The sequence below is a fragment of the Streptomyces sp. NBC_00582 genome, from assembly GCF_036345155.1.
In the GTDB taxonomy this organism is placed as follows: Bacteria; Actinomycetota; Actinomycetes; order Streptomycetales; family Streptomycetaceae; genus Streptomyces.
Genome location: NZ_CP107772.1, coordinates 8123511 through 8148945, shown reverse-complemented (window position 1 = coordinate 8148945; position 25435 = coordinate 8123511). Strand labels below are relative to the sequence as shown.

At 70.2% G+C, this 25435-nt stretch carries 22 protein-coding genes; 6 read left to right on the top strand and 16 right to left on the bottom strand.

From position 1 onward, the window contains the following. Positions 1-20: 20 nt before the first annotated feature. Complete coding sequence (locus tag OG852_RS36810; protein ID WP_330350182.1) at positions 21-1478, top strand: peptidoglycan D,D-transpeptidase FtsI family protein; 1458 nt, start codon at positions 21-23, stop codon at positions 1476-1478. Between the two features lie 64 nt (positions 1479-1542). On the opposite strand, the gene OG852_RS36805 is transcribed toward OG852_RS36810, so the two are convergent. Beyond that, positions 1543-2943: an NCS2 family permease gene (locus tag OG852_RS36805; protein ID WP_330350181.1), complete on the bottom strand. Its 1401-nt coding sequence runs from the start codon at positions 2941-2943 to the stop codon at positions 1543-1545. A gap of 257 nt (positions 2944-3200) precedes the next feature. On the opposite strand from OG852_RS36805, the gene OG852_RS36800 reads away from it, so the two are divergent. The 4 genes from OG852_RS36800 (at position 3201) to OG852_RS36785 (ending at position 7305) form a co-directional block, all read left to right on the top strand. Beyond that, complete coding sequence (locus OG852_RS36800; RefSeq protein WP_133910470.1) at positions 3201-3764, top strand: SigE family RNA polymerase sigma factor; 564 nt, start codon at positions 3201-3203, stop codon at positions 3762-3764. Next, positions 3761-4648 carry a hypothetical protein gene (locus tag OG852_RS36795; RefSeq protein ID WP_330350180.1) on the top strand — a complete coding sequence of 296 codons (888 nt, stop codon included), beginning with the start codon at positions 3761-3763 and terminating at the stop codon, positions 4646-4648. Before OG852_RS36800 ends, OG852_RS36795 begins: the two co-directional genes overlap by 4 nt. A 108-nt stretch (positions 4649-4756) precedes the next feature. Then, complete coding sequence (locus OG852_RS36790) at positions 4757-5587, top strand: pectate lyase (RefSeq protein WP_133910310.1); 831 nt, start codon at positions 4757-4759, stop codon at positions 5585-5587. A 32-nt stretch (positions 5588-5619) separates the two neighbouring features. After that, positions 5620-7305: a rhamnogalacturonan lyase B N-terminal domain-containing protein gene (locus OG852_RS36785; protein WP_330350179.1), complete on the top strand. Its 1686-nt coding sequence runs from the start codon at positions 5620-5622 to the stop codon at positions 7303-7305. Positions 7306-7390: 85 nt separating this feature from the next. Here OG852_RS36785 and OG852_RS36780 read toward each other — a convergent pair whose 3' ends face one another. The 9 genes from OG852_RS36780 to OG852_RS36740 form a co-directional block, all read right to left on the bottom strand. Beyond that, positions 7391-8545 (bottom strand): right-handed parallel beta-helix repeat-containing protein, encoded by a 1155-nt coding sequence (locus OG852_RS36780; protein WP_330350178.1) that lies wholly within the window; start codon positions 8543-8545, stop codon positions 7391-7393. Between the two features lie 149 nt (positions 8546-8694). Further along, positions 8695-9492 (bottom strand): HAD family acid phosphatase, encoded by a 798-nt coding sequence (locus tag OG852_RS36775; protein WP_330350177.1) that lies wholly within the window; start codon positions 9490-9492, stop codon positions 8695-8697. A gap of 109 nt (positions 9493-9601) precedes the next feature. After that, entirely contained in the window at positions 9602-10717 is a 1116-nt protein-coding gene (locus OG852_RS36770; protein ID WP_330350176.1) for a right-handed parallel beta-helix repeat-containing protein, read from the bottom strand. A gap of 49 nt (positions 10718-10766) precedes the next feature. Further along, positions 10767-12011, bottom strand: a complete 1245-nt coding sequence (locus tag OG852_RS36765) for a dienelactone hydrolase family protein (RefSeq protein ID WP_330350175.1) — start codon at positions 12009-12011, stop codon at positions 10767-10769. Next, entirely contained in the window at positions 11995-13026 is a 1032-nt protein-coding gene (locus OG852_RS36760) for a pectinesterase family protein (protein WP_330351559.1), read from the bottom strand. The genes OG852_RS36765 and OG852_RS36760 overlap by 17 nt, the downstream gene beginning before the upstream one ends. A 7-nt stretch (positions 13027-13033) precedes the next feature. Next, entirely contained in the window at positions 13034-14146 is a 1113-nt protein-coding gene (locus OG852_RS36755; protein WP_330350174.1) for a pectinesterase family protein, read from the bottom strand. An 82-nt stretch (positions 14147-14228) separates the two neighbouring features. Next, the gene (locus OG852_RS36750) at positions 14229-15542 is read right to left on the bottom strand and encodes a pectate lyase family protein (protein ID WP_133910303.1); all 1314 of its coding nucleotides are present in this window, start codon (positions 15540-15542) and stop codon (positions 14229-14231) included. 49 nt (positions 15543-15591) lie between these two features. Next, positions 15592-16386, bottom strand: a complete 795-nt coding sequence (locus OG852_RS36745) for a rhamnogalacturonan acetylesterase (protein WP_330350173.1) — start codon at positions 16384-16386, stop codon at positions 15592-15594. 91 nt (positions 16387-16477) lie between these two features. After that, positions 16478-17815, bottom strand: a complete 1338-nt coding sequence (locus tag OG852_RS36740) for an ABC transporter substrate-binding protein (protein ID WP_133910301.1) — start codon at positions 17813-17815, stop codon at positions 16478-16480. A gap of 158 nt (positions 17816-17973) precedes the next feature. Here OG852_RS36740 and OG852_RS36735 point away from each other — a divergent pair, with 158 nt between their 5' ends. Then, the gene (locus OG852_RS36735; protein ID WP_330350172.1) at positions 17974-18777 is read left to right on the top strand and encodes an RNA-guided endonuclease InsQ/TnpB family protein; all 804 of its coding nucleotides are present in this window, start codon (positions 17974-17976) and stop codon (positions 18775-18777) included. Here the strand turns inward: OG852_RS36735 and OG852_RS36730 are convergent. From OG852_RS36730 to OG852_RS36705, 6 genes are read right to left on the bottom strand one after another with little or no spacing between them, the layout of a single operon-like run. Continuing rightward, on the bottom strand, positions 18764-20272 hold the full coding sequence (locus OG852_RS36730) for a glycoside hydrolase family 43 protein (RefSeq protein ID WP_330350171.1): 1509 nt from the start codon (positions 20270-20272) through the stop codon (positions 18764-18766). The two genes, OG852_RS36735 and OG852_RS36730, sit on opposite strands and share 14 nt — an antisense overlap. After that, entirely contained in the window at positions 20269-21120 is an 852-nt protein-coding gene (locus OG852_RS36725) for a PmoA family protein (protein ID WP_330350170.1), read from the bottom strand. Before OG852_RS36725 ends, OG852_RS36730 begins: the two co-directional genes overlap by 4 nt. Beyond that, positions 21120-22274: a Gfo/Idh/MocA family protein gene (locus tag OG852_RS36720; protein ID WP_330350169.1), complete on the bottom strand. Its 1155-nt coding sequence runs from the start codon at positions 22272-22274 to the stop codon at positions 21120-21122. The genes OG852_RS36725 and OG852_RS36720 overlap by 1 nt, the downstream gene beginning before the upstream one ends. Next, a complete protein-coding gene (locus OG852_RS36715) occupies positions 22271-23560 on the bottom strand; it encodes a pectate lyase family protein (protein WP_330350168.1) in 1290 nt (429 codons plus the stop codon). Before OG852_RS36715 ends, OG852_RS36720 begins: the two co-directional genes overlap by 4 nt. Then, entirely contained in the window at positions 23557-24456 is a 900-nt protein-coding gene (locus OG852_RS36710; protein WP_133910295.1) for a carbohydrate ABC transporter permease, read from the bottom strand. The genes OG852_RS36715 and OG852_RS36710 overlap by 4 nt, the downstream gene beginning before the upstream one ends. Continuing rightward, positions 24453-25388, bottom strand: a complete 936-nt coding sequence (locus OG852_RS36705) for a carbohydrate ABC transporter permease (RefSeq protein WP_330350167.1) — start codon at positions 25386-25388, stop codon at positions 24453-24455. The genes OG852_RS36710 and OG852_RS36705 overlap by 4 nt, the downstream gene beginning before the upstream one ends. Positions 25389-25435 lie beyond the last annotated feature (47 nt).

Sequence of the window (25435 nt, the reverse complement as noted above, 5' to 3'; positions counted from 1 at the left end):
GGTTCGTCTTTCCCAGCGCAATGAACAAGACGATCAGGCGTGCCTCGGTCTTCTCGCTGCTCCTCGTGTTCGCCCTCCTCGTCCGGGCGACCTGGGTGCAGTTCTACGAGGCCCAGGCTCTCGCGGACGACACGGACAACCGGCGCAACGCGATCGAGACGTACTCGCGGCCGCTGGGGAACATCATCGTGGCCGGAAAGGCGGTCACCGGCTCGGCCCGCACGACGGGCGGTGACCTCGCGTACAAACGCACGTACACGAACGGCGAGCTCTACGCGGCGGTGACGGGATACGCCTCCCAGTCGTACGCCCCGACCCAGCTCGAGGGCATCTACGCCCACCTGCTCAACGGGACGGACAGCCGGCTGAAGACCGTGATGGACACGGTCACCGACCAGCGTGCCGACCCCGGTGATGTGATCACGACGATCGATCCGGCGGTGCAGAAGGCGGCGTACGACGCGCTGGGCGACAAGAAGGGCGCGGCCGTCGCCCTCGACCCGAAGACCGGCAAGATCCTGGCGGTCGTGTCGACCCCGTCGTACGACCCCTCCTCGCTCACCGACGCCAACACCGCGGGGACGGCCTGGAAGGAGCTCAACGCCGACTCCGACAAGCCGCTCGTCAACCGCGCGCTGCGGCAGCCGCTGGCACCGGGCTCGACGTTCAAGCTGGTGGTCGCGGCGGCCGCGCTGGAGGACGGCCTGTACGCGTCGGTGGACGTGAAGACGGACAGCGCGGACCCCTACACGCTCCCGGGCACCCGGACGGTCCTGAAGAACGAGAACACCTCCGCCCCCTGCGAGAACGCCTCGATCCGGGTGGCGCTCCAGTACTCCTGCAACAACGTGTTCGCGCACATGGCCGTGCAACTGGGGCAGGACAAACTGAGGGCGATGGCCGAGAAGTTCGGCTTCAACGACGACTCCCTGGACGTGCCGGTGCGGGCGTACGCGAGCGTGTACCCCTCCGACATGGACGAGTCGTCCACCGCCCTGACCGGCATCGGCCAGTTCGACGTGACCGCGACCCCGCTGCAGATGGCCATGGTGTCGGCCGCCCTCGCCAACGGCGGTGAGCTGGTCTCGCCGCACATGGTCGCGCAGGTCACCGACAGCGGAGGTGACGTGCTGAAGGACTACGACGACGAGGCGACCGCGAAGCGGATCGTCAGCGAGTCCACGGCCGAGCAGCTCCAGTCCGCGATGCAGACCGTCGTCGAGAAGGGCACCGGCACGAACGCCCGCATCGACGGCGTGACGGTGGGCGGCAAGACGGGCACGGCCCAGAACGGCGAGAACAACAGCAAGGCCCCGTACGCCTGGTTCACCTCGTACGGCAAGACCGACGGCAAGGAGGTGGCGGTCGCGGTGGTGGTCGAACAGTCCGACGCGGCCCGCTCGGAGGTCAGTGGCAACGGCCTGGCGGCACCCGTGGCCAAGGCGATGATGCAGGCAGCGCTGAGGCAGCCCACCTGAGAAAGGGGCGCGGGGAACCGCGCGACCAGCGACGACAAACCCGCGCCGGCCGCGCAGCGACCCCTTACTTCACACCCAGGATCTGCTCGATCGGGTCGATGGCGAAGTACACCACGAACAACGCCGAAGCCCCCCACAACAGCCAGTGCACGTCCCGCGCCTTCCCCAGCGCCGTCTTGATGACGACATAGGCGACGAACCCCGCCCCGATGCCGTTGGTGATGGAGTACGTGAACGGCATCACGGCGATGGTCAGGAACGCCGGGATGGCGATCTCGTACTTGTCCCAGTCGATGGACTTGACCTGGGTCATCATCAGGAACCCGACCGCGACCAGCGCCGGCGCCGCCGCCTGGAGCGGCACGATCGTCAGGACCGGCGTGAGGAACAGGGCGAGCGCGAACAGTCCGCCGGTGACGAGGTTGGAGAAGCCGGTGCGCGAGCCCTCGCCGACGCCGGCCGCGGACTCGATGTAGGAGGTCGCGGAGGACGCGGAGGACGCGCCGCCGGCGACCGCCGCCGCGCCGTCGATGAGCAGCACGCGGCCGAGGTTCGGCACCTCGCCCTTGTCGTTCAGCAGTCCGGCCTCCGCGCTGATGCCGACGACCGTGCCCATGGTGTCGAAGAAGTCGGACAGGATGAGGGTGAAGACCAGCAGGACGACGGTGACGGCGCCGGTCTCACCGAACGCGCCGAACAGGCTGAAGTGACCGATGAGCCCGAAGTCGGGTGCGCCGACGAGCTTGTCGGGCCAGGCGGGGGTGGTCAGGCCCCAGGACGGGATGTCGGCGATCGAGTCGATGACGATCGCGAGCACGGTCATCGCGACGATGCTGATCAGGATGGCGCCCTTGACCTTGCGGGCGAGCAGGGTGACGGTCAGCAGCACACCGAGGCAGAAGACGAGAACCGGCCAGCCGGTCAGGGTGCCGGTGCCGCCGAGCTGGACCGGGACGGTGGTGTGCGCGGCGTCGGGGATCCGGCTGACGAATCCGGCGTCGACGAAGCCGATGAAGGCGATGAACAGGCCGATGCCGACGCTGATGGCCTGCTTCAGCGGTTGCGGGATGGCGTGCATGACGGCCTCGCGCAGTCCGGTCACCACCAGGACGCAGATCAGCAGGCCTTCGAGGACGATCAGGCCCATCGCGTCGTCCCAGCTCATCAGCGGGGCGATCTGGAAGGCGACGACCGCGTTGAGGCCGAGGCCCGCGGCGAGGGCGAGCGGCAGATTGCCGCCGACGCCCATGATGATCGTCATCACGGCGGCCACCAGGGCGGTGGCGGTGGTGAGTTGGACGCCGTCGAGCGTATGGCCGAACTTGTCCTTCGCGCTTCCGAGGATGATCGGGTTCAGGACAAGGATGTAGGCCATCGTGAAGAACGTGGCGAAGCCGCCGCGTATCTCCCGGCCGAAGGTGGACCCCCGTTCGGAGATCTTGAAGAACCGGTCGACACTTTCCACGCGTGACTCCTCGCTACCTGTTCGAACATGTGCGGATGCTGGCTGGATTGTTGCGTCGTTGAACCGTGCTCAGGTTTTCTCCGTGTTACGGATTCGGGCTCCCGGGCAGCTCCGGGCGGCCCCATGATGTTCGAACCCCAGTACCAAACCGACTGGATGATCACTGCTACGCTTCCGGATCTCGTCCCAGCCCCTCCCCGGGACGTCCCCATGTCATTCACATGACACGCACAGAAGCCACCGAGAAGAGGTCACCCGTGGGCACAGTCGTCGACGACGCCGCCTCCGTGGAATTCCATACCTTCTTCGATCGCCACTACGCCGAACTGGCCCGGCTGGCCCACCTTCTGACGGGTGAGGCGGACGCCGCCGACGACCTGGCGGCGGACGCGCTGCTCGCCCTGTGGAACCGCTGGGACCGGGTGCGCGCGGCCGAGCATCCGGTGGCGTACGCCCGTGGCGTCGTCGCCAATCTGGCCCGCACCCGGATCCGCAGCGCGGTCCGCGAACGCCGCCGGATCGCCCTGTTCTGGTCGCAGCGCGAGGAGAAGACCGAGAACCCCGATGTCGCCGGCGTGGTGGACGTCCAGTCCGCGCTGCGTAGACTCCCCTTCCGCAAACGGGCCTGCGTGGTGCTCCGGCACGCCTTCGATCTCTCGGAGAAGGACACCGCGCTCGCCCTGGGGGTCTCGGTCGGTACCGTGAAGAGCCAGACGTCCAAGGGAATGGCCGAGTTGCAGAAGCTGCTCGGCGCACAGGGAGCTCCGCTCAAGGTGCACGCGATGGCGCGCACCCGCGAGACCTCGGGAAGGAACCGATGACGATGCAGCGGGACGTGCACGACGAACTGCGCGCCCGGCTGCACCAGGCGGCCGAGGCGTACGAGCCGGACCGGGCGCGCATCCTCGCCCGGGTCGAGCGCGGCATGGCGGGCGGGGACGCGGTCCAGGACCGGCGCGCGCATCGCGCGACCCGCCCGCCGGTCTGGGGCTGGACGCGGATCGTGGGCGCCACGGCCGCGGTCGCGGGCATGCTCGCGGTCGGCGGGTACGCGGTGGCGTCCGCGGTGAAGGACGACACCCGGGTGGAGCAGACGGTGTCCGTCTCGCCCACACCGGTGAAGTCCCCCGACGCGACGAGCCGGCCCCCGGCCTCCCCGAAGGCCACCCCCACCTCGGGGTCCGGCGGCGGCGAGTCCAAGGCGCCGAACAGGCCGAGCAGTTCCCCGTCGCCCTCCGCCACCTCGTCCTCGACGGCGTCGGCCGTCGTGCTGCTGCCGGGCACCGACGACGATGACGACGGCCCGCTGTGGTCGGACGGATCCGTGGATCCGCACAGCAACGACTTCTGGGCGCAGAGCAACATCACGGTCCGGGTGAAGCAGGTGGCCACCGCGCTCACCGTGCAACTGCGGATCGCCCAGACCGGCGGGGTGTCCGACGCCGGGGCCTGGCGCTCGCTGCCCGAGCAGGACTTCGACCTCACGGTCACCGAGCAGGACGGCTTCCTGGTCTACACCTGGGTGCTCAAGGAGGGCCGTACGGTCCCCGTGGGCGAGTGGGTGTTCGCCGGGCAGTACGACCACGACCGCGGCGGCCGGGACGCCGGCGGGGACAGCTATGTCATCACGGGCCAGTCGGACGGCAGGGCCCGTGCCCTGGGCGGCGACTTCGCCACCGCGGACACGGCCGACGGCGACTCGTAGGCACCCCGGGAACAGCGCGCGAAAAAATTTCCGGAAGGGCGGCAACCCTTTTCCTCACCGGTGGCGACCACACAGCGCAAGAACCACCACCAGCTGAGGATCCGGCACATGACTGCTTCCGCAGAACCGCGCAACCGGCACCGCCGCGGGGTCACCGGCCGGCGGGCGCTGATCGCGGGCTCCACGGCCCTGGGCCTCACCGGCGCCGCGCTCGTCACCACGACGCTGCTGTCGTCGGCGGGCGCGGCGACCGCCTGGCCCACGGCGACCGGCAGCAAGGCCGTCTCCTCGACGATCAAGGTCTCCGGGACCTACGACGGCAAGCTGAGGAAGTTCTACGGCAAGGGCGCGCTCGGCACCTCCGACCAGGACGAGTCGCAGGGGGCGCTGTTCGAGCTGGCCGACGGCGCGGTCCTGAAGAACGTGATCATCGGGTCCCCGGCGGCGGACGGCGTCCACTGCAAGGGATCCTGCACCCTGCGGAACGTGTGGTGGCTGGACGTCGGTGAGGACGCGGCCAGCTTCAAGGGCAAGTCGTCCTCGTCGGTGTACAAGGTCATCGGCGGAGGCGCGAAGAACGCCGACGACAAGGTCCTGCAGTTCAACGGCGCCGGCAAGCTGACCGTGACCGGCTTCCGGGTGGAGAACTCGGGCAAGCTGGTGCGCTCCTGCGGCAACTGCAGGACGCAGGTGAGGCGCACGATCGTGCTGAGCGACATCGACGTGGTGGCCCCGCTGAAGGCGATCGTCGGCGTCAACGCCAACTACCGCGACACCGCCACCCTGTCGAGGATCCGCATCCACAACGACCCGAAGAAGAAGGTCAAGGTCTGCGTGCGGTTCAAGGGCAACGACACCGGCAGGGAACCCACCGCCATCGGGTCCGGTGCGGACGGAACCACCTGCAGGTTCTCCTCATCTGGCATTACGTACAAGTGACTCGAACCGCACGGAGCGACGGAGAACGGCCCTTGAGCACGCACAGAAGACGACCCCTCACGCGCCGGCGTGTGCTCGGTGCCTCCGCGATCGGGGTCGCCGCCACCGGCGCCGCCGTCGCGGGCGGCGCCGGCCTGCTCTCGTCGGCGTCGGCCGCCGCGTTCGGCTACCGGGACGACGGCAGGAACTACGTCGTCGACACCGGAGCCTCGCTCGTCTTCAAGGTCTCCAAGACGACCGGCGACCTCACCTCCCTGGTCTACAAGGGCAAGGAGTACGAGGGCTACGGCGGCAAGCACTCGCACGTCGAGTCCGGCCTCGGCGCCTCGACCGTGACGATCAGGCGGTCCGGCGCCACGATCCTGATCAAGGTGGTCCACGGCCCGATCACCCAGTGGTACGCGGCCCGCAGCGGCCAGAACAACGTCTACCTCTGGACGAACAAGGCGGACGCCTCCTTCACCGCGACCCGGTACATCGTCCGCCTCAAGCCCGGTGTGTTCCCCAACACCGGCGCGGACTCCTGGATCGAGGCCTCCGACACGATCATCGAGGCCGGGGACGTCTGGAAGCGCGCCGACGGCACCACCCACTCCAAGCACTACTCGGGCAGGCGGACCATCGACTACGACCACGTCGGCTTCACGACGGGCTCGGTCGGCCTGTACATGGTCCGCTCGAACCACGAGAAGGCCTCGGGCGGCCCCTTCTACCGCTCCCTGCTGCGCCACTCCAACGACAAGGGCGCGGGCCTGTACGAGATCCTCCACTACAACGAGGCCCAGACCGAGGCGGAACGTTTCGGCCTGCAGGGTCCCTACGTCCTGGCCTTCACCGACGGCGGCGCCCCCTCCTCCGCCCTCTTCCACGCCAACCTGGACACCTCCTGGGTGGACGGCCTCGGCATCACCGGCTGGGTCGGCACGTCCGGCCGCGGCAAGGTGGCGGGCGTCGGCCTGAAGGGCATGGACGCGCGGTACCCGTACACGGTCGGCTTCGCCAACAAGGACGCCCAGTACTGGGCGAAGGCGGCGGCGGGCACCGGTGCCTTCTCCTGCAAGGGGATGCTGCCGGGGACGTACACGCTGACGGTCTTCAAGGGCGAGCTGGCGGTCCTGACGCGGCAGGTGCAGGTGACCGCGGGCACCACCACGAGCCTGCACACCCTCTCGATCACCGGCGACCCGTCCACCGCGAAGACCGTGTGGCGGCTCGGCGACTGGGACGGCACCCCCGGGGAGTTCAAGAACGCCCGTCTCATGACGTACGCCCACCCCTCCGACGCCCGCGCGGCGAAGTGGACGGGCAACGTCACGATCGGCAGCGGCGACCCCGCCCCCTCCTTCCCGGCGTACGTCTGGAAGGACGTCAACGACGGCGTCCTGATCTACTTCAAGCTGACCAGGGAGCAGGCGGCGGCCGCCCACACCCTGCGGATCGGCGTCACCGACGCCTTCGCGAACGGCCGCCCGCGGATCAGCGTGAACGACTGGGTCTCCCCGGTCCCGGCGGCCGTCACCCAGCCCTCGACGCGCTCCCTCACCACGGGCTCCTACCGGGGCAACAACCACACGTACACGTACACCGTCCCGGCGACCGCCTGGAAGACGGACGTCTCGCAGGACAACGTCCTCAAGCTCACCATCGTGAGCGGCTCGTCCGGCACGCTCTATCTGAGCCCGGGCACGTCCTTCGACTGCATCGACCTCCTCGCCTGAGGACGTGCCGGCGGGAGCCCCTCTCCGGCCGGCAAAAGGGAGAGGCCCCCGTCGCTGGAACCCGACGGGGGCCTTTCCGCCTTCGTCAGTTCATCGTGGAACCGATGGTCGTGGAGCCGGTGGTGAGAAAGGTCGTGGCCGGCAGCGAGCCGTCCGACTTCCGCGCCCCGTAGGCGGAACCCGCGTTCGTGGAAAGGAACGTGGGCGTGGCCACTCCGCTGTCCCAGTTGTTCGCGGCGGATACCGCGGAGGAACCCAGCTTCGACAGCCCGCCCTTGTTGCCCGCCGCGAGATTCCGGGCGAGCCGCGCCTTGCCGGTGGCGAAATAGAATCCCGCCTCCCCGTTGGAGTACGCGGTGTCGCGGTGCAGAATGATCGCGCCGTTGTTGGAGTTCTCGGTGAATCCGTTGAGCGTGTTGTCCCACGCCGCGCTGTTGTTGACGACGTGCGCGACGGCCACGCCCCCGCCGCCCAGCTTGAACCCGTTGCCGTTGCCCTCGAACGCCGAGTCGCTCCAGCGGTTCCTGCCGTTGCCGAAGGCCCAGCTGTGGTCGATGGTGACGGGCGTGGAGAACTGCCAGAGATCGAGGCCGTCGTCCGAGTTGTCGTACAGCCGCGCCCCGGTGATCCTGTTGCCGGATCCTGAGCCGAACTTGACGGCGATGCCGTCCGCGTTCTGCCCGTGCCCGGCGGCGTCGTAGTTGCCGTGACTGTCCAGGTTCTGCACGAGGTTGTCGACCGTGTTGTCGCCGCGCAGGGTGAACCCGGAGTCGCCGTTGTTCGCGGTGACGAGGTTCTTGAAGACGCCGCCGGTGGAGGAGGTGACGACGAAGCCCTGGGCCGGGGACGTCTGGAAGGTGAGGTTCTGGACGGTCCAGTAGCTGCCGTAGATCCCGGCCAGCCAGGAGCCGGCGGGCAGCTTGGAGCCGTCGATCTTCACCTTCTCGCCGCCGTGGGCCTGGAGCGTGATGCGCGAGGAACTGGTGCCGCTGGCGGTGGACTTGAGGGTGGCGGTCGGGTAGTACGTGCCGCCGCGGACCTGGATGAGCGTGCCGGCGACCGCGTTCTTCACGGCCGACTCGAGCTGCGCAGTGGTGGAGACGGTGACGATCGAGGACGCGGCCCGGGCTCCGCCGCCCGACAGACCGAGGTACACCCCGCCGCCCCCCGCGGAGAGCGCCACGGCGGCGGCGATCGAGAGGGTGCGCGTCCTGCGGTGGCGTCCGGTGCTCAAACGCACGGGCGTTCCTTTCAACGTGAGGCGGCCGGGAGGAAGCGGGACGGGGGGGCCGCCCCGGCCCGCTTCCTCACCTCAGTCGCCGCCCTGGCCGGAAAGGGTTGCCGCGCCGACGAAAAACACCGCCGCGACTTTCCGGCCGCCACGGAGGATCAGCTGACGAAGTACGTCGGGTTCGGCAGCTTGTACTTCCGGTCGGCGTAGCCGCCCTCGAGGTCCGAGTACTGGTCGCCGAAGTTGGCGATGATCTCGTACCCGAGGTCCTGCTCGATGTGCTTGCGGGTGCCCGCCTTGTACTGGACGGTGGTGCAGGTCCAGTTGTTCGCGGTGGCGCAGGCGCTCAGGTAGGACGGCGGGTTGGCCGCGTCCTTGAGGAACATGTGGCCGGCGTCGAGGTTCACGTCGGCGCCGATCTTCTTCAGGTTCTCGACGGCCGAGACGCGCTGGGATTCCTTCAGGCCCGAGTTGTAGAAGACCTCGACGCCCTTCGACTTCGCGTACTGCACGAGCTCCGGGCTGCCGAAGACCGCCGGACGGTCCGCCCTCGCCACGTACTCGGCCCAGGTGGCGGAGTTGTAGGTGTAGTTGGTCTTCTTCTCGTAGTCGAGGCTGAGCAGCAGCGTGTCGTCGATGTCGAAGACGACCGCGGGCTTCTCGCCGTGGTGGCGGGCCTTGCGGGCCGCCTGGTCGATGTACTTCCGCGCGGCCTTGTCGATCGCCGCGAGGTCCTTGGCGTACGGGCTGGTCGGCGACGCCTGGTAGACGCCGTTGGCGTCCGCCGTGGTGCCGTAGTAGGTGTCGATGTCCTTCACCAGGAGCCCGATGTTGTAGGGCTCGTGCGTCGAGTTGGCCGTGTCCTGGCCGGCCGTGGCCGCGCCGGCGCCGTAGAGGGCGGCACCGGCGACGGCACAGGCGGCCGCGACGGCCGCGATGCGCAATGGCTTATGCATGACAAGATTTCTACGCGCGTCACGCGGTCGGGCGCGAGACCCGTTGCCCGATCGATATCCGTTCGGCGGGCAAAAAACGGGTCAAGCGCCCGGGTGGCCCGGCCGCGGGTCAGTCCATCGTGGCTCCGATCGTGGTCGAACCCGTCGTCAGGAACGTGGTGGCGGGCAGGGTGCCGCTCGAACTGCGGGCGTTGTACGTCGTCGAGGCGTCCGTCGACCGGAAGGCGGGCGTAGAGATGCCGCTGTCCCAGTTGTTGCCGGCCGAGGTGACCGACGAGCCCTTGTTGACCGAGCCTCCGCCGTTGCCCACGGCGAGGTTCTTGCCGAGCTTGGCGGAGCTGGTGGCGAAGTAGTAGCCCCACTTGCTGTTGGCGTAGGCGGTGGTGCGGTTGATGACGATCGCCCCGGTGTTGGAGTTCTCGGTGAAGCCGTTGCCGGCGTTGCCCCAGGCGGCCGAGTTGTTGACGACGTGGGCGACGACCTCGCCGTCGCCGCCCAGCTTGTAGCCGTTGCCGTCGCCCGCGAAGGCGGAGTCGGACCAGCGGTTGACGCCGTTGCCGAAGGACCAGGTGTGCTCGACGGTGACGGGCGAGGAGAAGGACCAGAAGTCGATCCCGTCGTCCGCGTTGTTGTAGAGGCGGGCCCCGGTGATGAGGTTGCCGGTGCCGGAGCCGAACTTGACGGCGATCCCGTCGGCGTTCTCGCCGTGGTTGGCGGCGTCGTAGTTGCCGTAGGCGTCGATGTTCCTGACGGTGTTGTTGACCGTGCCGTCCCCGGTGAGGGTGAAGCCGGAGTCGCCGCCGTTGATGGTCTTGATGTTGTTCCAGACCGTGCCGGTGCAGGACTGGCAGACGACCGCGCTGTCCGGGGAGTTCTGGAAGGTGATGTTGGAGACGTTCCAGTAGTCCGCGGTCAGCTTGAAGATCCAGTCGCCGTCGGGCAGCGAGGAACCGTCGATCTTCACCGTCTCCGAGCCGTACGCGGTGAGCGTGACCGGCGAGGAGGAGGTGCCGTTGGCCGTGGACTGGAGGGTGGCGGTGGGGTAGTAGGTGCCGCCCCTGACCTGGATGACCGTGCCCGCGGTGGCGTTCTTGACGGCGTTGGACAGGTCGGTGGAGTTGCTGACGACCACGGTGGCGGCCTGCGCCGGGGTGGGCAGGGCCACGGCGAGTCCGGCGCTCAGGGACAGCGCCGCGAGGGCGGTGAGAGCGGTGCGACGAGACATGGAGTGCGGGTCCTTTCTCGTGTGTTTCTCGTGTGGGGAGAGGGGTGGTTCACAGGACGCGGTCGAGCCAGTCGAAGACCTCGTCCTGCATGCGGTCGACGAAGACATGGCCGAGGTCGGGCCAGGTCTTCAGACGCAACCGCTCCTCGGCGCGGCGGGAGCGCCAGACGGCGCGCAGTTTCTCGTGGGCGGTGCGGACGCCGTCCGTGGGGAAGAGCGGGTCCAGGGCGCCGGAGAAGAAGAGCATCGGCCGGGGTGCGGCGATGCTCGCCACGTCGGGGAAGTCGAGGAACCGGGGCAGTCCCGGGTGGAGCATGTAATAGGACGACTGCCCGCGCAGGGTGTTGTTGCCGGGCACCATCATCTCTTTCAGGCCGGTCATCCAGCAGACGCAGGCGGTGGCGCGCACCGCGTCGGTGAGGGCCGCGGTCTGCCAGGCGCGGTAGGCCCCCATCGAGAAGCCGACGGCTGCGACCCGGCGGGCGTCCACCTGGTCGAGCCCGGCGAGGAAACCGGCGGCCCGGGCGTCCTCGCGGGCCATGAGGCCGGCGAGCGAGGAGCCCAGGTTGTAGAAGTTCGAGGCGAGGGCCTGCTGCTGGTCGTGGGCGAGGGGTCCGCGGTCGCCCCAGCCGAGGGCGTCCGCGCACAGCACCACGTACCCGCGCCCGGCCAGTTCGTCGCCGACGAACCGCCCGCTGAAGTACTTCTCCGCCCAGCCGCGCGCCGAGGCCAGCCGCACGTCGTCGTCCCAGGGCCGGACCAGCTTCTCCTTGCCGATGTCGAACGTCGCCCCGTGGTCGTGCAGGAGCAGCACCGCCGGGAAGGGGCCCGGCCCGTCGGGGGTGAGCAGGACGGCGCGGACGCGTTCGTACCGGGTGAGGGAGAGGGTGACCGACTGGCCGCGGTAGCCGTCCCGCTGGACGGGGGTGCCCCACTCGGGGGCGTACGGGGTACCGTCCTCGCGGTCGACGATCAGCAGTTCGTCGACCTGGGCGCGGGCGGCCCTGCGCCAGGCGCGGAAGTCGCGGATCGGGGAGGTGCCCCAGGCGAGGGGGAAGGTGAGCGCGGCGGTGAGCGCGGGGTGGAAGTCGGGGAGGGGACCTTCGACGACGGCTGTCTCGGCCGTACCGGCGCTCGCTTCGGCGGCGGCCGAGGTCGTCTCGGCCGTACCGGCGCCGGCCTCGGCCGGGCCCGTGGCCGCCGCCGCACGGCCCGCTCCGCCCCCGGCCAGGACGGCCGCCCCCGCGCCGGTCACGAAGGCGCGCCGTCCCACGGGGTCACGGGCGCCGTTCATACGGCCTCCAGTCCCCGAGGTAGGTCCGCCGGGTGTGGATGGCCGCCTCCTCGGCCGTGAGCTGCGGGCGCGTCTCCGGCACCGTGACGACCGCGCCGGGGCCGGAGTTGGCGTACTCGCGGAAGCGCATGGTCTGCCAGGGGTAGGCGTCCCGCATGTTGGTGTAGGGGGCGGCCGCGTCGATGCCGGGGCCGATCCAGGTGTCCCGGACGACCAGGGAGGGCCAGGCGGTCGTCTCGTACGACGGCACCCAGGGCCGGGCGATCTTGTACGCCGCGTCCTCGGCCCCGGAGGTGATCCGGGAGCGGAGGGCGAGGAAGCCGTAGGGGTTGGCCCGGGCGGTGGAGGGGGCGAAGACCATGCCCTTGGGGGTGAAGGCGACGTCCCGCTGCAACGTGTGGAAGCGGCAGCCGTCGAACACGGCGCGGGCCCGCCCGAAGACGAAGTCGACGTCTCCCTCGATGTGGCAGTGGCGGTAGTACTGCCGGTCGAAGGCGTCCAGCGCGGTGGTGTCCGCGAAGAGGGTGTCCTGGTGGGCGAGGAGGCGGACGTTCTCGAAGTGGCTGCGGTCGCCGGTGACGTACGCGGCGACGGCCTGGGTGCCGGTGATGTCCGGGTGGTCGGCGCGCAGCCAGTCGTTGGCGAGGGTGAGGTCGCGGACGGTGAGGCCGGGGGCGGCGGAGGTGAAGGTGGCGGAGCCCGCCGTGCCGTAGGTGCCGGAGCCGTCCGGCTTGGGCGTCCCGTTGGCGTGGTCGAAGACGATCACCGCGGCGCGGGGATCGCGGCTCGCGCCCCGGATCGTCAACTCCGCCTTCTCCTCAGGCACGTTGACGACCTCACGATACGTCCCCGGGTGCACGACGAGCGTCCAGCCGGGGCCGGTGACCGCGTCCACGGCCGCCTGGACGGAGTCGCCGGGGCGGAGGTGCAGGACCCGCCGGGAGTGGGCGAGGGCGGGAGCGGCGGGGAGCAGGGCGGCAGAGGTCAGCCCGGCGAGGAGGGTGCGTCTGCGCAGGGCCATGTCAGCACTCCCCCTTCCAGGGTTCCCAGTCGCCGAGGTACGCGGCGCGGGTCGCCGACGCGGCCTGGTCGTCGGTGAGCTGGGGCCGGTTCTCGGGGACGGTGATCTCGGCGCCGGGGCCGGTGTTGCGGTACTCGGCGAACCGCTGGTTCTGCCAGGGGAAGGAGGCCGACATGTTGGTGTAGGGGGCGACCGCGTCGATGCCGGGTCCGAGGTGGGTGTCCCGGACGACCAGGGACGGGCGGGCGGTGGTGTCGGAGCTGGGAACCCAGGGGCGGGCCAGCTTGTAGGAGGCGTCGGGGGCCTCGCTGCTGACGCGGCCGCGGGTCACGAGGTAGCCGCGGGGGTTGGCGCCCGCGGTGGAGGGGGCGAAGGCGAACCCGTAGGGGGCGGCGGCCAGGTCGCTGCGGTTCAGGGTGCGGAAGTGGCACTGCTCGTAGACGGCGGTGGCCCGGCCGAAGACGAAGTCGACGTCTCCTTCGGCATAGCAGTGGGCGTAGTACTGCCGGGCGAAGACGGCCAGGGACATCGAGTCCGCGTACAGGGTGTCCTGGTGGCCGAGGAAGCGGCAGTGGTGGAAGGCGGAGCGGTCGCCCTGGACCTTGACGGCGACGGCCTGGGTGCCGGTGATGTCGGGGTGGTCGGCGCGCAGCCAGTCGTTGGCGAAGGTGATCCAGCGGGCGGTGAAGCCGTCGCCCTGCAGGGTGGTGGTGGCCGAGCCGGTGGTGCCGTAGGTGCCGCCGCCGGGTTTGGGGGTGCCGGCCGCGTTGTCGTAGACGATGACGACGGCCCGGGGGTCCTCGGGGGCGCCGATCCAGGTGGCCTCGGTGCGGGTGGCGTCGAGAAGGACCGTCTCACGGTAGACGCCGGCGGCGAGGACGAGGGTCCAGCCACTGCCGGTGGTGGCGGCGACGGCGTCGCGGACGGTGGTGAAGTCGCCCCGGCCGAGCGGGTCGACGTAGAGGGTCTGGGGGGTGAGGCGGGCGGCCGGGCTGCCGTGGCGGCCGAAGGGGCCGCGTCTGCCGGTGGCCCGTGCGGGCGGGGCGGCCAGGCCCAGGGCGGCCACGGTGCCGCCGGTCGCGGCGAGGAACCGCCTTCTCGAAAGGGAGTGCATGCGGGTGCTCCTTGGCGGTGCGGCTCTGCTGGGGGGTGGCCGGGGCGACGGCGGGGCCGCCCCGGCGGGGTGCGCGGTCGGGTCAGCTAAGGCGTCCGGCGCCCGCGCCGCAGTCGACGATGCGGGGCACGGACCGGGCGGGGTCGACCTTGGTGCGCAGCGTCGGGGTCCAGCCGGCGCCGGACTGGAGGACCTCGGCGGGGATCTCCGCGTTGTGGACGGCGATCAGATCGGTGGCGGTGCCGTTGACGTAGTTGTCGTCGGCGGTGAGCGGGGAGACGTTCCAGCGCTTGAGCACCTTCGCGGCGCTGACCCCCTCGGGCAGGGTGAACGCGTTGTGCTCGGCGACGAGCTGGGACTCCTTGCCGATGCCGAAGCTGTAGGAGTAGTCGCCGTTGGCGACGAAGTGGTTGTTGTAGGAGTCGACCTGGCCGAAGCGGACCCGGGGCGCGCGCTCGACCAGGTTCGAGAACAGGTTGTGGTGGAAGGTCACCTTCAGGTGGCCCCGGTCGCCCGCCGCGGTCGACTCGCTGTCGCTGTTGCCGATCAGGATCGTCTTGTCGTGGTCGGTGAAGACGTTCCAGGAGGCGGTGACGTGGTCGGCGCCGCGGACGATGTCCAGCTCGCCGTCGTGCTGCTGGTAGAGCATCCCGAAGTAGGTGGGGGCGGCGCTGTCCGGATGGGAGCCGTCGGTGAAGGTGTTGTGGTCCAGCCACACATGGGTGGCGCCGTAGACGACGGCGGTGTCGTACTCGGAGTTCCAGTTGCCGTGGGTGCCGTCGGTGGGGTCCCACTGCGGGAAGCAGTCGATCGGCGACTCGAAGGACAGGTTCCGGATGATCACGTTGTCGACGGCCTTGATCTGGAGGCTGACGCCCTTGAACCCGGCGTTGCGGCCGATGCCGACGATGGTGGTGTTGGAGGGGACGGCCGCCTTGATGGCCGTGTCCTGGTTGGCCTGCGAGACGCGGCGCAGCCCCTCCGGGCTGTCGGCGGGCTCGGCGCTGAGGTCGGTGTCCAGGCCCCAGACCTCCGGGGAGTACGTGGCGAGGTAGGCGTCGAAGTCGTAGCCGGGCGCGGCGAAGGCGTCGCAGCCCTCGGCGACGGCGTCGATGACGCCCTTCACCTTGATGATCTTCGGGGCGGAGCCGCCGGCCGCGAGGGCGGCCTTGAACTCCGCCCAGGTGGTGACGGTGTAGACGTGCTCGGCGTCGGCGGCCGAGCCGCCCGTGGTGCCCGTCCCGTACGAGGCCCAGCCGTCGTTCGCGGCCAGGACCTGCCGGCCGAGGTCGCGCGGGCCGGCGTGGGCGGAGGCGGTGCCGGTGACGGACAGCACCAGAGCGGTGCACCCCACCAGGGCAGCGATGACGCGTCCATGACATTGCTGTGTACGCACTGTGCGGTTCTCCTCTTGCTTGAGACAGGTCGGCTTACGGCAGGTCGGGCTACGACGGGTCGGGCCAGGTGATCCAGGACGTGGGGATCTCGTCGTGCAGCCGGACCACGTCCCGCGGTCCGAGCACCCGGGTCCGCAGCAGCTCCCGCGCGACGAGCCGCGCCACGGCGATCGCGCCCGGCGGATTGAAGTGCGTGTTGTCCTGCTCGGTGTCGGTCCAGTTGAAGTAGGTCTTCGTCGCCTCGACCCCCAGCTCCTGCCAGAGCGCCAGCGACAGCGCCTGGAGGTCGAGGAGCGCCACGCCCTCCTCCTCGGCGAGCGCCCGCATGGCCGCCGGGTACTCCCCGTGCGTCGGCAGCGCGTTCCCCTCGGCGTCGAACCGCCGCCGCTCCACGGGCGTGGCGAGCACCGGCCGCGCGCCCTTCGCCCGGGCACCGGAGAGGTACATCCGCAGATAGTCCTGGTACGTCGTCCAGGGCTCGGTGTAGCGGGTGGGGTCGGTGGTCTTCTCGTCGTTGTGCGCGAACTGGACGATCAGGAAGTCGCCGGGCCTGATGGCCGCGAGAACGGCGTCCAGCCGCCCCTCGTCGACGAAGCTCTTGGAACTGCGCCCGTTGACGGCGTGATTGGCGACGGGCAGCCCGGAACAGAGGAAGAAGGGCAGTGCCATGCCCCACCCGGTCTCGGGCGCGGCGTCGGAGTACTTCTGGGCGGCGGTGGAGTCACCGGCGATGAAGACGGTACGGCGCCGATGAGTAGCGGCCCGGGCCGGTGTGGCGGCGACCGCACCGAGCGGAAGGGCGGCGAGCGCCGCGGAGGTGACTTGCCTACGGGTAAGGGACACGAACGTTCACCTGTCTTTTTTGGGGGGCGCGGGGAACTGCGCGACCGGCCACAACGGACCCGCAGCCGCCCCGCGACCCAGACCACCCGAGTTATCCGTGGTTCTTCTTCCAGTCGGCCTGCGCGGCGTTCAGCTGCTCCGCCAACGTGTCCAGGAACTCCTTCGCGCTCAGCTTCCCGAGCAGCACCTTCTGGAAGTTCGGCTCGTTGTCGGCCTTGGAGATGGTGTTCCAGTCGGGCAGGTAGTACGGCAGCTGCACGATCTTCGTCCCGTCCCCCGACAGCGCCTCGGCGGCCAGCTTCGTCGGCTCCGACGACTGCACCCAGCTGTCCTGCGCCGCCTCCAGGTTCGCCGGGACCTGTCCCGCCGTCTCGTTCCACTTGCTGTTCGCCTCATGACCGGCGGCGAACTCGATGAACTTCCAGGCGGCGGTCTTGTTCTTGCTGGACTTGAACAGCCCGAGCCCGTCGACCGGGTTGGACACCTGCACGCGCGTGCCGTCGTCCTGCGTCGGCGCGGGGATGCCCTTGAACTTGCCGGCGAGGGCCTTCTGGTGGTCGGCGTAGGAGCCGAGGTTGTGGCTCAGCATGCCGATGGTGCCGCTGTCCCACTGGGCGACCATCTTGGTGAAGTCGTTGTTGACGTCGGCGGCCGGGGTGTCCTTCTTGTACAGGCCGACGTACTTCTCCAGCGCGGCCACGTTCTTCGGGTCGTTGACCGTGGTCTTGTCGCCGCTCCAGAACTCGGTGATGCCGCTCTGGCCGTACGTGGCGTCCAGGGCCTGGGCGATGGACCCCGCGCCGCCCCGGATGGTGTACCCGAACGCGTTCTTGCCCTTGTTCGTGAGCTTGTCGGCGGCCGTGTAGAACTTCGTCCAGGTCGTCGGCGCCTCCAGGCCCGCCTTCTCGAACAGGTCGGTCCGGTACCACAGGGTGCCGTTGTTGGCGGAGGTCGGCACGCTGTACGTCTTGCCGTCGACACCGGCCGCCTTGACGCTGTCCAGGAACTTGACGTTGAGCTGGTCCTTCAGGTCGCTCTTGGCGAGACGGTCGTCCAGCGGCTCCAGGGCGCCCTGTGCCGCGACCTCGGCGAGCATCGCGGTGCCGACGCCGCCGACGTCGGGCAGACCGCCGCCCTGGATGGCGGTGTCGTACTTGGACTGGACGCTGTCGGCGGGGACACCGACGTACTTCACCTTGATGTCCGGGTTCGCCTTCTCGAAGTCGGCGATGATCTCCTTCCAGATGTCGGTGCGGACACCGCCGTTGTTGTCCCAGAAGGTGATCTCGCCCTTGCCCGAGCCCTCGCCTCCCTTGTCCCCCGCGCTGCCGCTGCCGTCGTCACCGCAGGCGGTGGCGGTCAGCGCGAGCACGGAGCCCAGAGCGACGGCCAGTGCGGCGCGCCTGCTTCTGCGGATGGTGCTGTTCATCGGAGCTCTCCTTCGTGGATACCCCGGCCTTCAGACCGGGGAGGAAACGAAACTCCTGCGCAGGAGGGCAGAGAAAGCCGCATCACCCGGGCGATGCGGCGTCCACCGGCCGTCGACCGACACCCGCCATTCACAGGGGATCTGATAGAGCGTGAGGTGTGGAGCAGCAGGTCAAGCGGGCATTCAAGTACCGCTTCCACCCCACGGACGAGCAGGCAGCTGAGCTGTCCCGTACGTTCGGCTGCGCGCTGCGCCACCTTCAGACTGCGTTCGGGCACTTCTTCGCCAAGCGCGCCGAGTACCCCCGGTACAAGAGCCGCGAGAAGTCCCGTGCTTCGGCCGAGTACACCCGGAGCGCCTTCACATGGCGCGACGGGCGGCTGACTCCGGCGAAGACGACCGGGCCGCTGGACATCCGCTGGTCGCGTCAGATGCCCGAGGGTGCGGAGCCGACCACGGCGACCGTGTCCCGCGACCCGGCAGACCAAACGGTCGTGATCGAGGACCTCACCGTCCGCAACCTGGTGAAGAACGGCCGGCTCGCACGCGCCATCAGTGACGTGGCCTGGACGGACCTCCGCATGATGCTGGAGTACGAGTGCGCCTGGTACGGGCGCGAACTCGTCGTGATCGGCCGCTTCTTCCCCAGCGGCACACAGTGCGGGAACCGCGGCACGGTCCGAGAGAAGCTGCCGCTGAACGTCCGCGAGTGGACGTGCGACAACTGCGGCGCGGTGCACGACCGCGACGCGAACGCGGCACGCGACATCCTGGCCGCCGGGCCGGCGGCGTCTGCCTGTGGAGACGGTGTAAGACCTCAACGGGAGTCCTCCCGGACGGGGCGGTCGTCGGTGAAGCAGGAAACCCAGCGGGCGACCGCTGGAATCCCCCGCCTTCAGACAGGGGAGGAAGCCGATGCGGCTCCCGACAGGCGTGTGGGGGAACGGGTCAGAGCGGGCTGATCCGGAACTCCGTGAACGAGGCCGCTCCGGCGTGCCCCGGTCCCGAGGGGGCGAGCGCGAAGAGACCGAGCAGGGCGCCGACCCAGCGCCAGGGGGTGGCGGCGAACACGGGGCCGGAGGGGCGCGGGCCCTCGCCGATGTCGTGGGCGAACCGGCAGCGGGCGCCCGCGCCGATCTCGATCCGCAGCCGGGCCCGGCCGTCGGGGGCGAGGAGCGGGTGGGCGGCGTCGCGCTCCCGCTCGGCGACGGCCTCGGCGAACCGGTGGACGAGGTGCACGGCTCCGTCGCCCGCGCGCTCCAGCCCGATCCAGGCGAACGCGTCGCCGAGGACCGCGAGTCCGGCGCGGGCGCCGGGCTCCTGGCCGTGCAGGGTCAGCTCCACCTCGACGGCCGACGGGACGCCCGGCAGCCGTTGGGTGAGGACGCTCGGCAGCTTGCGCAGATCGTGGGCGTCCGCCGTACGGACGCAGGACAGACGCAGGCCGTCGCCGGCGTGCTGGGTGGCCCAGCCGTCCTGCGGGTTGGCTGTCCACTGCCACTGGCGGCCGAAGCGTCCACCGGGGAAGTCGTCGTCGGTGGCGGGCGCGGCGGGCGGCTGCGCCGGCAGGTCCGGCTTTCGGTGTACGGCGACGGGGGCGCCCTCGTCACCGAGCACCGGCCAGCCGTCCGTGCCCCAGCGCATCGGCTGGAGGTGGACGACCCGGCCGTAGGCGCCGCGCTGCTGGAAGTGCAGAAACCAGTCCTCGCCGGACGGGGTGCGCACCCAGCCGCCCTGGTGGGGGCCGTTGACCTCGGTGTCCTTCTGCTCCAGGACGACCTTCTCCTCGTAGGGGCCGAAGAAGTCCCGCGCGCGGAGGGCGCCCTGCCAGCCGGTCTCCACTCCCCCGGCGGGCGCCAGGATCCAGAACCAGCCGTCGTGCCGGTACAGCTTGGGCCCTTCGAGGGTGAACCAGCCGGGGATGCGGTCACCGTCGACGATCAGCTTGCCCTCGTCGAGGAGGGAGGTGCCGTCGGGGTGCATCCGGTGGCCGGTGAGCCGGTTCTTGACGCCCGAGCGGGACTTCGCCCAGGCGTGCACGAGATACGCCTCGCCGCTCTCCTCGTCCCACAGGGGACAAGGGTCGATGAGCCCCTTGCCCGCCTTCACCAGGTGCGGGCGGCTCCAAGGGCCTCTGATCTCAGGGGCGTTGACCTGGAAGACACCCTGGTCGGGGTCGCCCCAGAAGATCCAGAAGCGGTCGTCGTGGTGGCGGATCGAGGGGGCCCACACCCCGCAGTCGTGCCGGGGCGCGGTGAACTCCGAGGCGGGTTCGAGGCGTTCGAGGGCGTGGCCGACCAGCGTCCAGTGGACGAGGTCCCGGGAGTGCAGCAGCGGCAGTCCGGGGGCGCGGCCGAAGCTGGAGGCGGTGAGATAGAAGTCGTCGCCGACGCGTACGACGTCCGGGTCGGACCAGTCGGCGTTCAGGACCGGGTTGGTGTACACGTCGTCGGTCACTGGCTGACCGCCTTCCGCACCAGCGCCGAGGCCTCGTCGCGGCCCAGGCGGCCGTCGGCGACGACGGTGACGATCCGGCGTACGGCGGTGTCGCCGGGGGCGATCGCGAGGCGGTCGGCCGAGGCCAGCGAGGAGCCGACGCCCGGGTACTCGGCGGTGCGGACGAACCAGGGGTCGCGGCGGGTGGCGTCGGTGGCGCCCGCGAAGACCAGGGTCCAGTCGGCGCCGGCCAGCGCCAGCCAGTCGGCCCGGCCGCCGTGGACCTCGGCCTCGCCCTCGGTGCCGGCGGTGAAGACGTCCGGGGCGGTGTCCTCCTTGCGGGCGCGCCAGAAGAAGCCGCCGTAGGCCGCGCCGGGGCGCCCGTTGGTGGCGGGGCTGCCGAGGGAGAGCGGGGCCGCGGTGACGTTGGTGAGGGAGAAGGTGAAGTCCAGCGCCCAGGCGGTGTCGGTGAGTTCGGTGGCCGCGACGGTACGGCGCTCGCGCAGGAGCTCGGTGGCGGAGGCGATCCAGCGCAGCTCCTCCACGAACCCGTCGGGGTCGCGGAGCTGGAAGGAGTGGTGGCGCTGGACGCCGTGGTCGTCGAGCTCGGTGGGGCCCCGGTCGCGGACGTAGGTGCGCCCGCCCCAGAAGTTGTGCCCCTCGACGTCGGGTACGGCCACACCGACGCCGAGGTGGTGGAGGTGGTCGGCGGGGGTCAGCTCGGTGACCATGGTGCCGGCCAGGGTGGTGACGGGGTGCAGATAGGGGCGCGGGGAGAGCCGGGCGGGCAGCTCGGGCCGGGTGACGTAGCGGCCGACCGGGCGGCCCGCGACGTACAGCACGACCGGCGCGTCGGGTGCCTGTGCCATCAGGTGCTCACCTCTTTCGGATGCGCGGTCGTGAGCGCCCAGGGGGCGCCCAGTTCGGAGTAGAGGGCGAGGGTGTCGGCGGCGGCCGCGACCAGGCCGTCGATTCCGGCGACGACCCTGCGGTCCTCGTCCTTCAGCAGGTGCCAGGTGTCCTGGTCGAGCTGGACGGGGTCGGGGGCGACCCGGATCGCCTCGACGACGCGCATGAAGGCCTCGGTGGCGGCCGGCGGGACGAGCAGTTCGGTCCCGTCGGTGAGGTGCTCGACGAGGTTCTCCAGCAGGTCGGTGCGGCCGTACTCGAACTCCTCGGGGCCGTGGCCGGCGCGCTGGAGCAGGACGCGGTCCTGCTTGTACCAGTAGGTGATCCGGCCGCGTTTGCCGTGGACGACGACGTACGGGTCGTCGGGGTCCTCGGCGCACAGGGTCGCGGCGACCACGATCGGCAGGCCGCCCCCGGTGGTGACGCGGACGCAGGAGGTGTCGTCGGACTCGATGGCGTTGGCGTGGGCCAGCTCGGTCTCGATGCGGGTGACGTCCTCGGCGCGGGTGGCGCCGGCCAGCGCGAGAGCGGTGGCGACGGCGTGCGCGAGCGGGTTGGTGAGGGCGCCGTCGACGACGTCGACGCCGTTCAGCCGTCGCTTGCCGGCCCAGGGCGCCCGCCGGAAATAGGCCTCGGCGCGGGCCCAGGCACCGGCGCCGCCGACCCCGGCGATCTCCCCGATCACCCCGTCGGCGATCATCCGGCGGATCGCGGGCACGGCGTGCGAGCCCAGCGACTGGAACCCGATCTGGCAGACCACGCCGGCCTCGGCGACCCCCTCGGCCATCCGGCGGAACTCGGCGTACGACGGGGCGGGCGGCTTCTCCAGGAGCAGGTGCACGCCTCGGGCGGCGGCCGTGAGGGCCAGGTCGGTGTGGGTCGGGATCGGGGTGCAGATCACCGCGATCCGGGCGCCGGTGGAGTCGAGGAGCGCGCCGAAGTCGGCGGACTGCTCGGGGGTGCCGAGGCCCTCGGGGATCTCGTCCGGGGTGAGCGGGGTCAGTTCGCAGATGCCCGCCAGCCGGACGATGCCCTTGTCCTGGAGCCGGCGGATGTTGTCCAGGTGCCAGTGGCCGTGGCCGCGCGCGCCCGCCAGAACGATGTCGATGGTCATGGGATCCTCCCTGCGCCCGCGCCGTGGGCCACCTCGCGGTCGGCCACCGCGGCGCTGTCGATCTTTCCGTGCAGGGTAGGCGCCCAGCCGACGTCTTCGGTGAGATCGCGCTCGCTGCCGCTGTTGTAGGCGTTGTGGATGGCGAGCAGGTCGACGGGCCAGCCGTTGAAGAGGGTGCCGCTCTGGTGCAGGGCGGTGCCGTTCCAGCTCTTGACCAGGTCGGCGACCTCGATGTGCCCGGGGGTGTGGAAGGCGTTGTTCTCGGCGTGGATCGCGGACTCGGTGGAGACGCCGAGCGAGTAGCGGTACTCGCTGCCCTCCGGCACCACGTACCGGTTGTCGTACAGGTGCACCTGTCCGAAGCGGACGCGCGGGGCGCGCTGGACGACGGACTCGAACTGGTTGTGGTGCAGGGTGACCCGGAGTCTGCCCCGGTCCCCGGTCGCGGAGTCGCTGTTGCCGATCAGCATCGCCTTGTCGTGGTCGGCGAACCGGCTCCAGGAGACGGTGACCAGGTCGGAGCCGTTGGTGATATCCAGCAGGCCGTCGTGGCGGAGGTAGTTGCGGGCGAAGTAGGTGGGCTCGTCCTCGTCGGGGTGGCCCCGGTCGCTCGCGGTGATGTGGTCGACCCAGACATGGGTGGCGCCGGTCAGCCAGATGGTGTCGTACGCCGTCTTCCAGTCGCCGAGGCCGCCGGTGTTGGGCTGCCAGACGGGGAAGCAGTCGTAGGCGTCGCGCAGGTCGAGGTTGCGGAGGATCACGTTGTCCGCGTTCCTGACCTGGAGGGAGGCGCCCTCGAGGACGGCTCCCCTGCCGAGGCCGACGATCGTGGTGTTCGAGCCGACGGTGAGGACGATCCGCTCGGCCTGCCGGGCCGCCGAGGCCTGCCGGGCCTCCTCCTGGGCGCCGGCCGGTTTGGCGGAGCCCCAGGTGCGGGGGTCGTAGGCGGTCAGGTACCTCCGGGTCGTGTAGCCGTCGGTGGCGTAGTCGGCGCAGTCCAGACGGTCGCCGTCGTCGTCGGTGTTGGCGTCGATCGTCCCGGCGATCTTGATGATCTTCGGGGTGTCGCTGCCGCTGTCGAGGGCGCGGACGAGTTCGGCGCGGTCGGTGACGGTGTACACATGGGCGTCGTCGGCGGCCGCGCCTCCGGTGGTGCCGGTGCCGTACGCCGCCCAGCCGTCGTCGGGGGCGAGGGTGTCGCGGCCGATGTCCCGGGCCTCGGCATGGGCCGGGAGGCAGAAGGCGCCCACCAGGACCCCCACGAAGGCGATCTGACGGAGTCTCATCCCTTCACCGCCCCCGCGCTGAAGCCGGTGATCAGCCACTTCTGGATGAAGGCGAACACGATCACCACGGGGACGGCGGCGATGATGCCGCCCGCGGCGAGCGCGCCGAGGTCGACGCTGTCCGCGCTCATCAGGGTGTTCAGGCCGACCGGGATGGTCTGCTTGGTCTGGTCGGAGAGGAACATCAGGGCGAACAGGAAGTGGTTCCAGGCGTGCACGAAGGCGAAGGAGCCGACGGCGATCAGCCCGGGCCGCAGCAGGGGGAGGACGACGATCCGGAAGGCGGTGAGGCGGTTGCAGCCGTCGACCCAGGCGGCCTCCTCCAGGGAGTACGGCACGTTCCGGATGAAGCCGCTGATCAGGATCATCGACAGGGGCAGCTGGAAGACCGTCTCGGCGATGATGACACTGCCGAGCGAGTTGATCATCTTCAGCTCGGCGAAGATCTGGAAGAGCGGGACCAGGAGCAGCGCGCCCGGCACGAACTGGGTGCACAGCAGGGCCAGCATGAAGCCGCGCTTGATCCTGAAGTCGAAGCGGGCGAGGGCGTAGCCGCCGGTCAGGGCGACGAGGGTGGTGAGCAGCAGGGTCGCGACGCCGGTGAGCACGCTGTTCTGGAAGTAGACCCCGAAGTCCCGTTCGTTCCAGACCTTCTCGAAGTGGTCGAAGGTCATCGGCCAGGGCACGAGCGAGGTCGAGCCGGCCGGGCGGAGCGCGAAGAGCAGGATCCAGTAGAAGGGGACGAGGGTGAAGACCAGGTAGATCGACAGCGGGACGTAGATCTGCCAGCGGGGGACCTCGTCCCAGGCGCGGTGCCTGTCGCGCGGCCGCCGGTCGGCGGCTGGGGTCACGGGCGCGGGTGCGGGCGCGACCTCGGTGGCCTCCTTGGTGATCACTTGCCTTCACCTCCGAACTTGCTCAGGCGCAGATAGACCATCGAGCAGAAGAGCAGGATCACGAACGCGACCGTGGTGAGCGCGGACGCGTAGCCGAAGTTGTGGGCGTCGACGGAGGTGTTGGCGATGTACAGCGGGAGGGTGGTGGTCTCTCCCGCCGGGCCGCCGCCGGTGAGCGTGTACAGCAGGTCGACGTTGTTGAACTCCCACACCGCGCGCAGCAGCGTGGACAGGACGATGGCGTCCTTCAGATGGGGCAGGGTGATGTGCCAGAACTGCTTGAGCCGGCTCGCCCCGTCGACCTCGGCGGCCTCGTACAGGTCCCTCGAGACGGACTGGAGGTCGGCGAGGATGAGGATCGCGAAGAAGGGGACACCGCGCCACAGGTCGGCGACGATCGCCGCCGGGAACACGGTGGAGGTGTCCGACAGCCAGCTCGTGCCGTACTCGCCGATGCCCATGTCGGCGAGGTAACGGGTGATGCCCGTCTGGGAGTTGTAGAGCAGCACCCAGATCGCGGACGTCAGTACGCCGGAGACGGCCCACGGGGAGAAGACCAGGGCGCGGCCCAGTGCCCGGCCGACGAAGGTCTGGTTGACGATCAGCGCCAGCGCCAGACCGAACAGCAGTTGCAGCCCGACCTCGACGACGACCCACTTGGCGCTGAAGGTCAGCGTGTCCCAGAACTGCGGGTCGTCGGTGAAGGCGTGGACGAAGTTGTCGAAGCCCGCGTAGCCGTTCCGCCACGGCTTTGTGGGGTTGTAGTTCTGCAGGCTGTAGTAGAAGACGCTGATGACCGGGTAGGCGATGAAGCCCAGCATCAGCAGGGCCGCCGGCGCGATCAGCAGGTACGGGAGCCTGCGGGGCGTGGCGGAGGCACGGCGCCGCCGGGGTGGCGCGGGCGGTTTCGCCACGGCTGCGGCTTGGGCCATGACTGTTCTCCGATCTCAGTTGCGTCGTGCGTGCGTCGTGCGTGCTT

Excerpts from the sequence above, each read along its gene's own strand:
- OG852_RS36790 (WP_133910310.1), top strand. The coding sequence starts at position 4,757 with ATGACTGCTTCCGCAGAACCGCGCAACCGGCACCGCCGCGGGGTCACC.
- OG852_RS36720 (WP_330350169.1), bottom strand. The coding sequence starts at position 22,274 with ATGACCATCGACATCGTTCTGGCGGGCGCGCGCGGCCACGGCCACTGG.
- OG852_RS36770 (WP_330350176.1), bottom strand. The coding sequence starts at position 10,717 with ATGTCTCGTCGCACCGCTCTCACCGCCCTCGCGGCGCTGTCCCTGAGC.
- OG852_RS36810 (WP_330350182.1), top strand. The coding sequence starts at position 21 with ATGAACAAGACGATCAGGCGTGCCTCGGTCTTCTCGCTGCTCCTCGTG.
- OG852_RS36795 (WP_330350180.1), top strand. The coding sequence starts at position 3,761 with ATGACGATGCAGCGGGACGTGCACGACGAACTGCGCGCCCGGCTGCAC.
- OG852_RS36705 (WP_330350167.1), bottom strand. The coding sequence starts at position 25,388 with ATGGCCCAAGCCGCAGCCGTGGCGAAACCGCCCGCGCCACCCCGGCGG.
- OG852_RS36740 (WP_133910301.1), bottom strand. The coding sequence starts at position 17,815 with ATGAACAGCACCATCCGCAGAAGCAGGCGCGCCGCACTGGCCGTCGCT.
- OG852_RS36755 (WP_330350174.1), bottom strand. The coding sequence starts at position 14,146 with ATGCACTCCCTTTCGAGAAGGCGGTTCCTCGCCGCGACCGGCGGCACC.
- OG852_RS36765 (WP_330350175.1), bottom strand. The coding sequence starts at position 12,011 with ATGAACGGCGCCCGTGACCCCGTGGGACGGCGCGCCTTCGTGACCGGC.
- OG852_RS36775 (WP_330350177.1), bottom strand. The coding sequence starts at position 9,492 with ATGCATAAGCCATTGCGCATCGCGGCCGTCGCGGCCGCCTGTGCCGTC.
- OG852_RS36725 (WP_330350170.1), bottom strand. The coding sequence starts at position 21,120 with ATGGCACAGGCACCCGACGCGCCGGTCGTGCTGTACGTCGCGGGCCGC.
- OG852_RS36715 (WP_330350168.1), bottom strand. The coding sequence starts at position 23,560 with ATGAGACTCCGTCAGATCGCCTTCGTGGGGGTCCTGGTGGGCGCCTTC.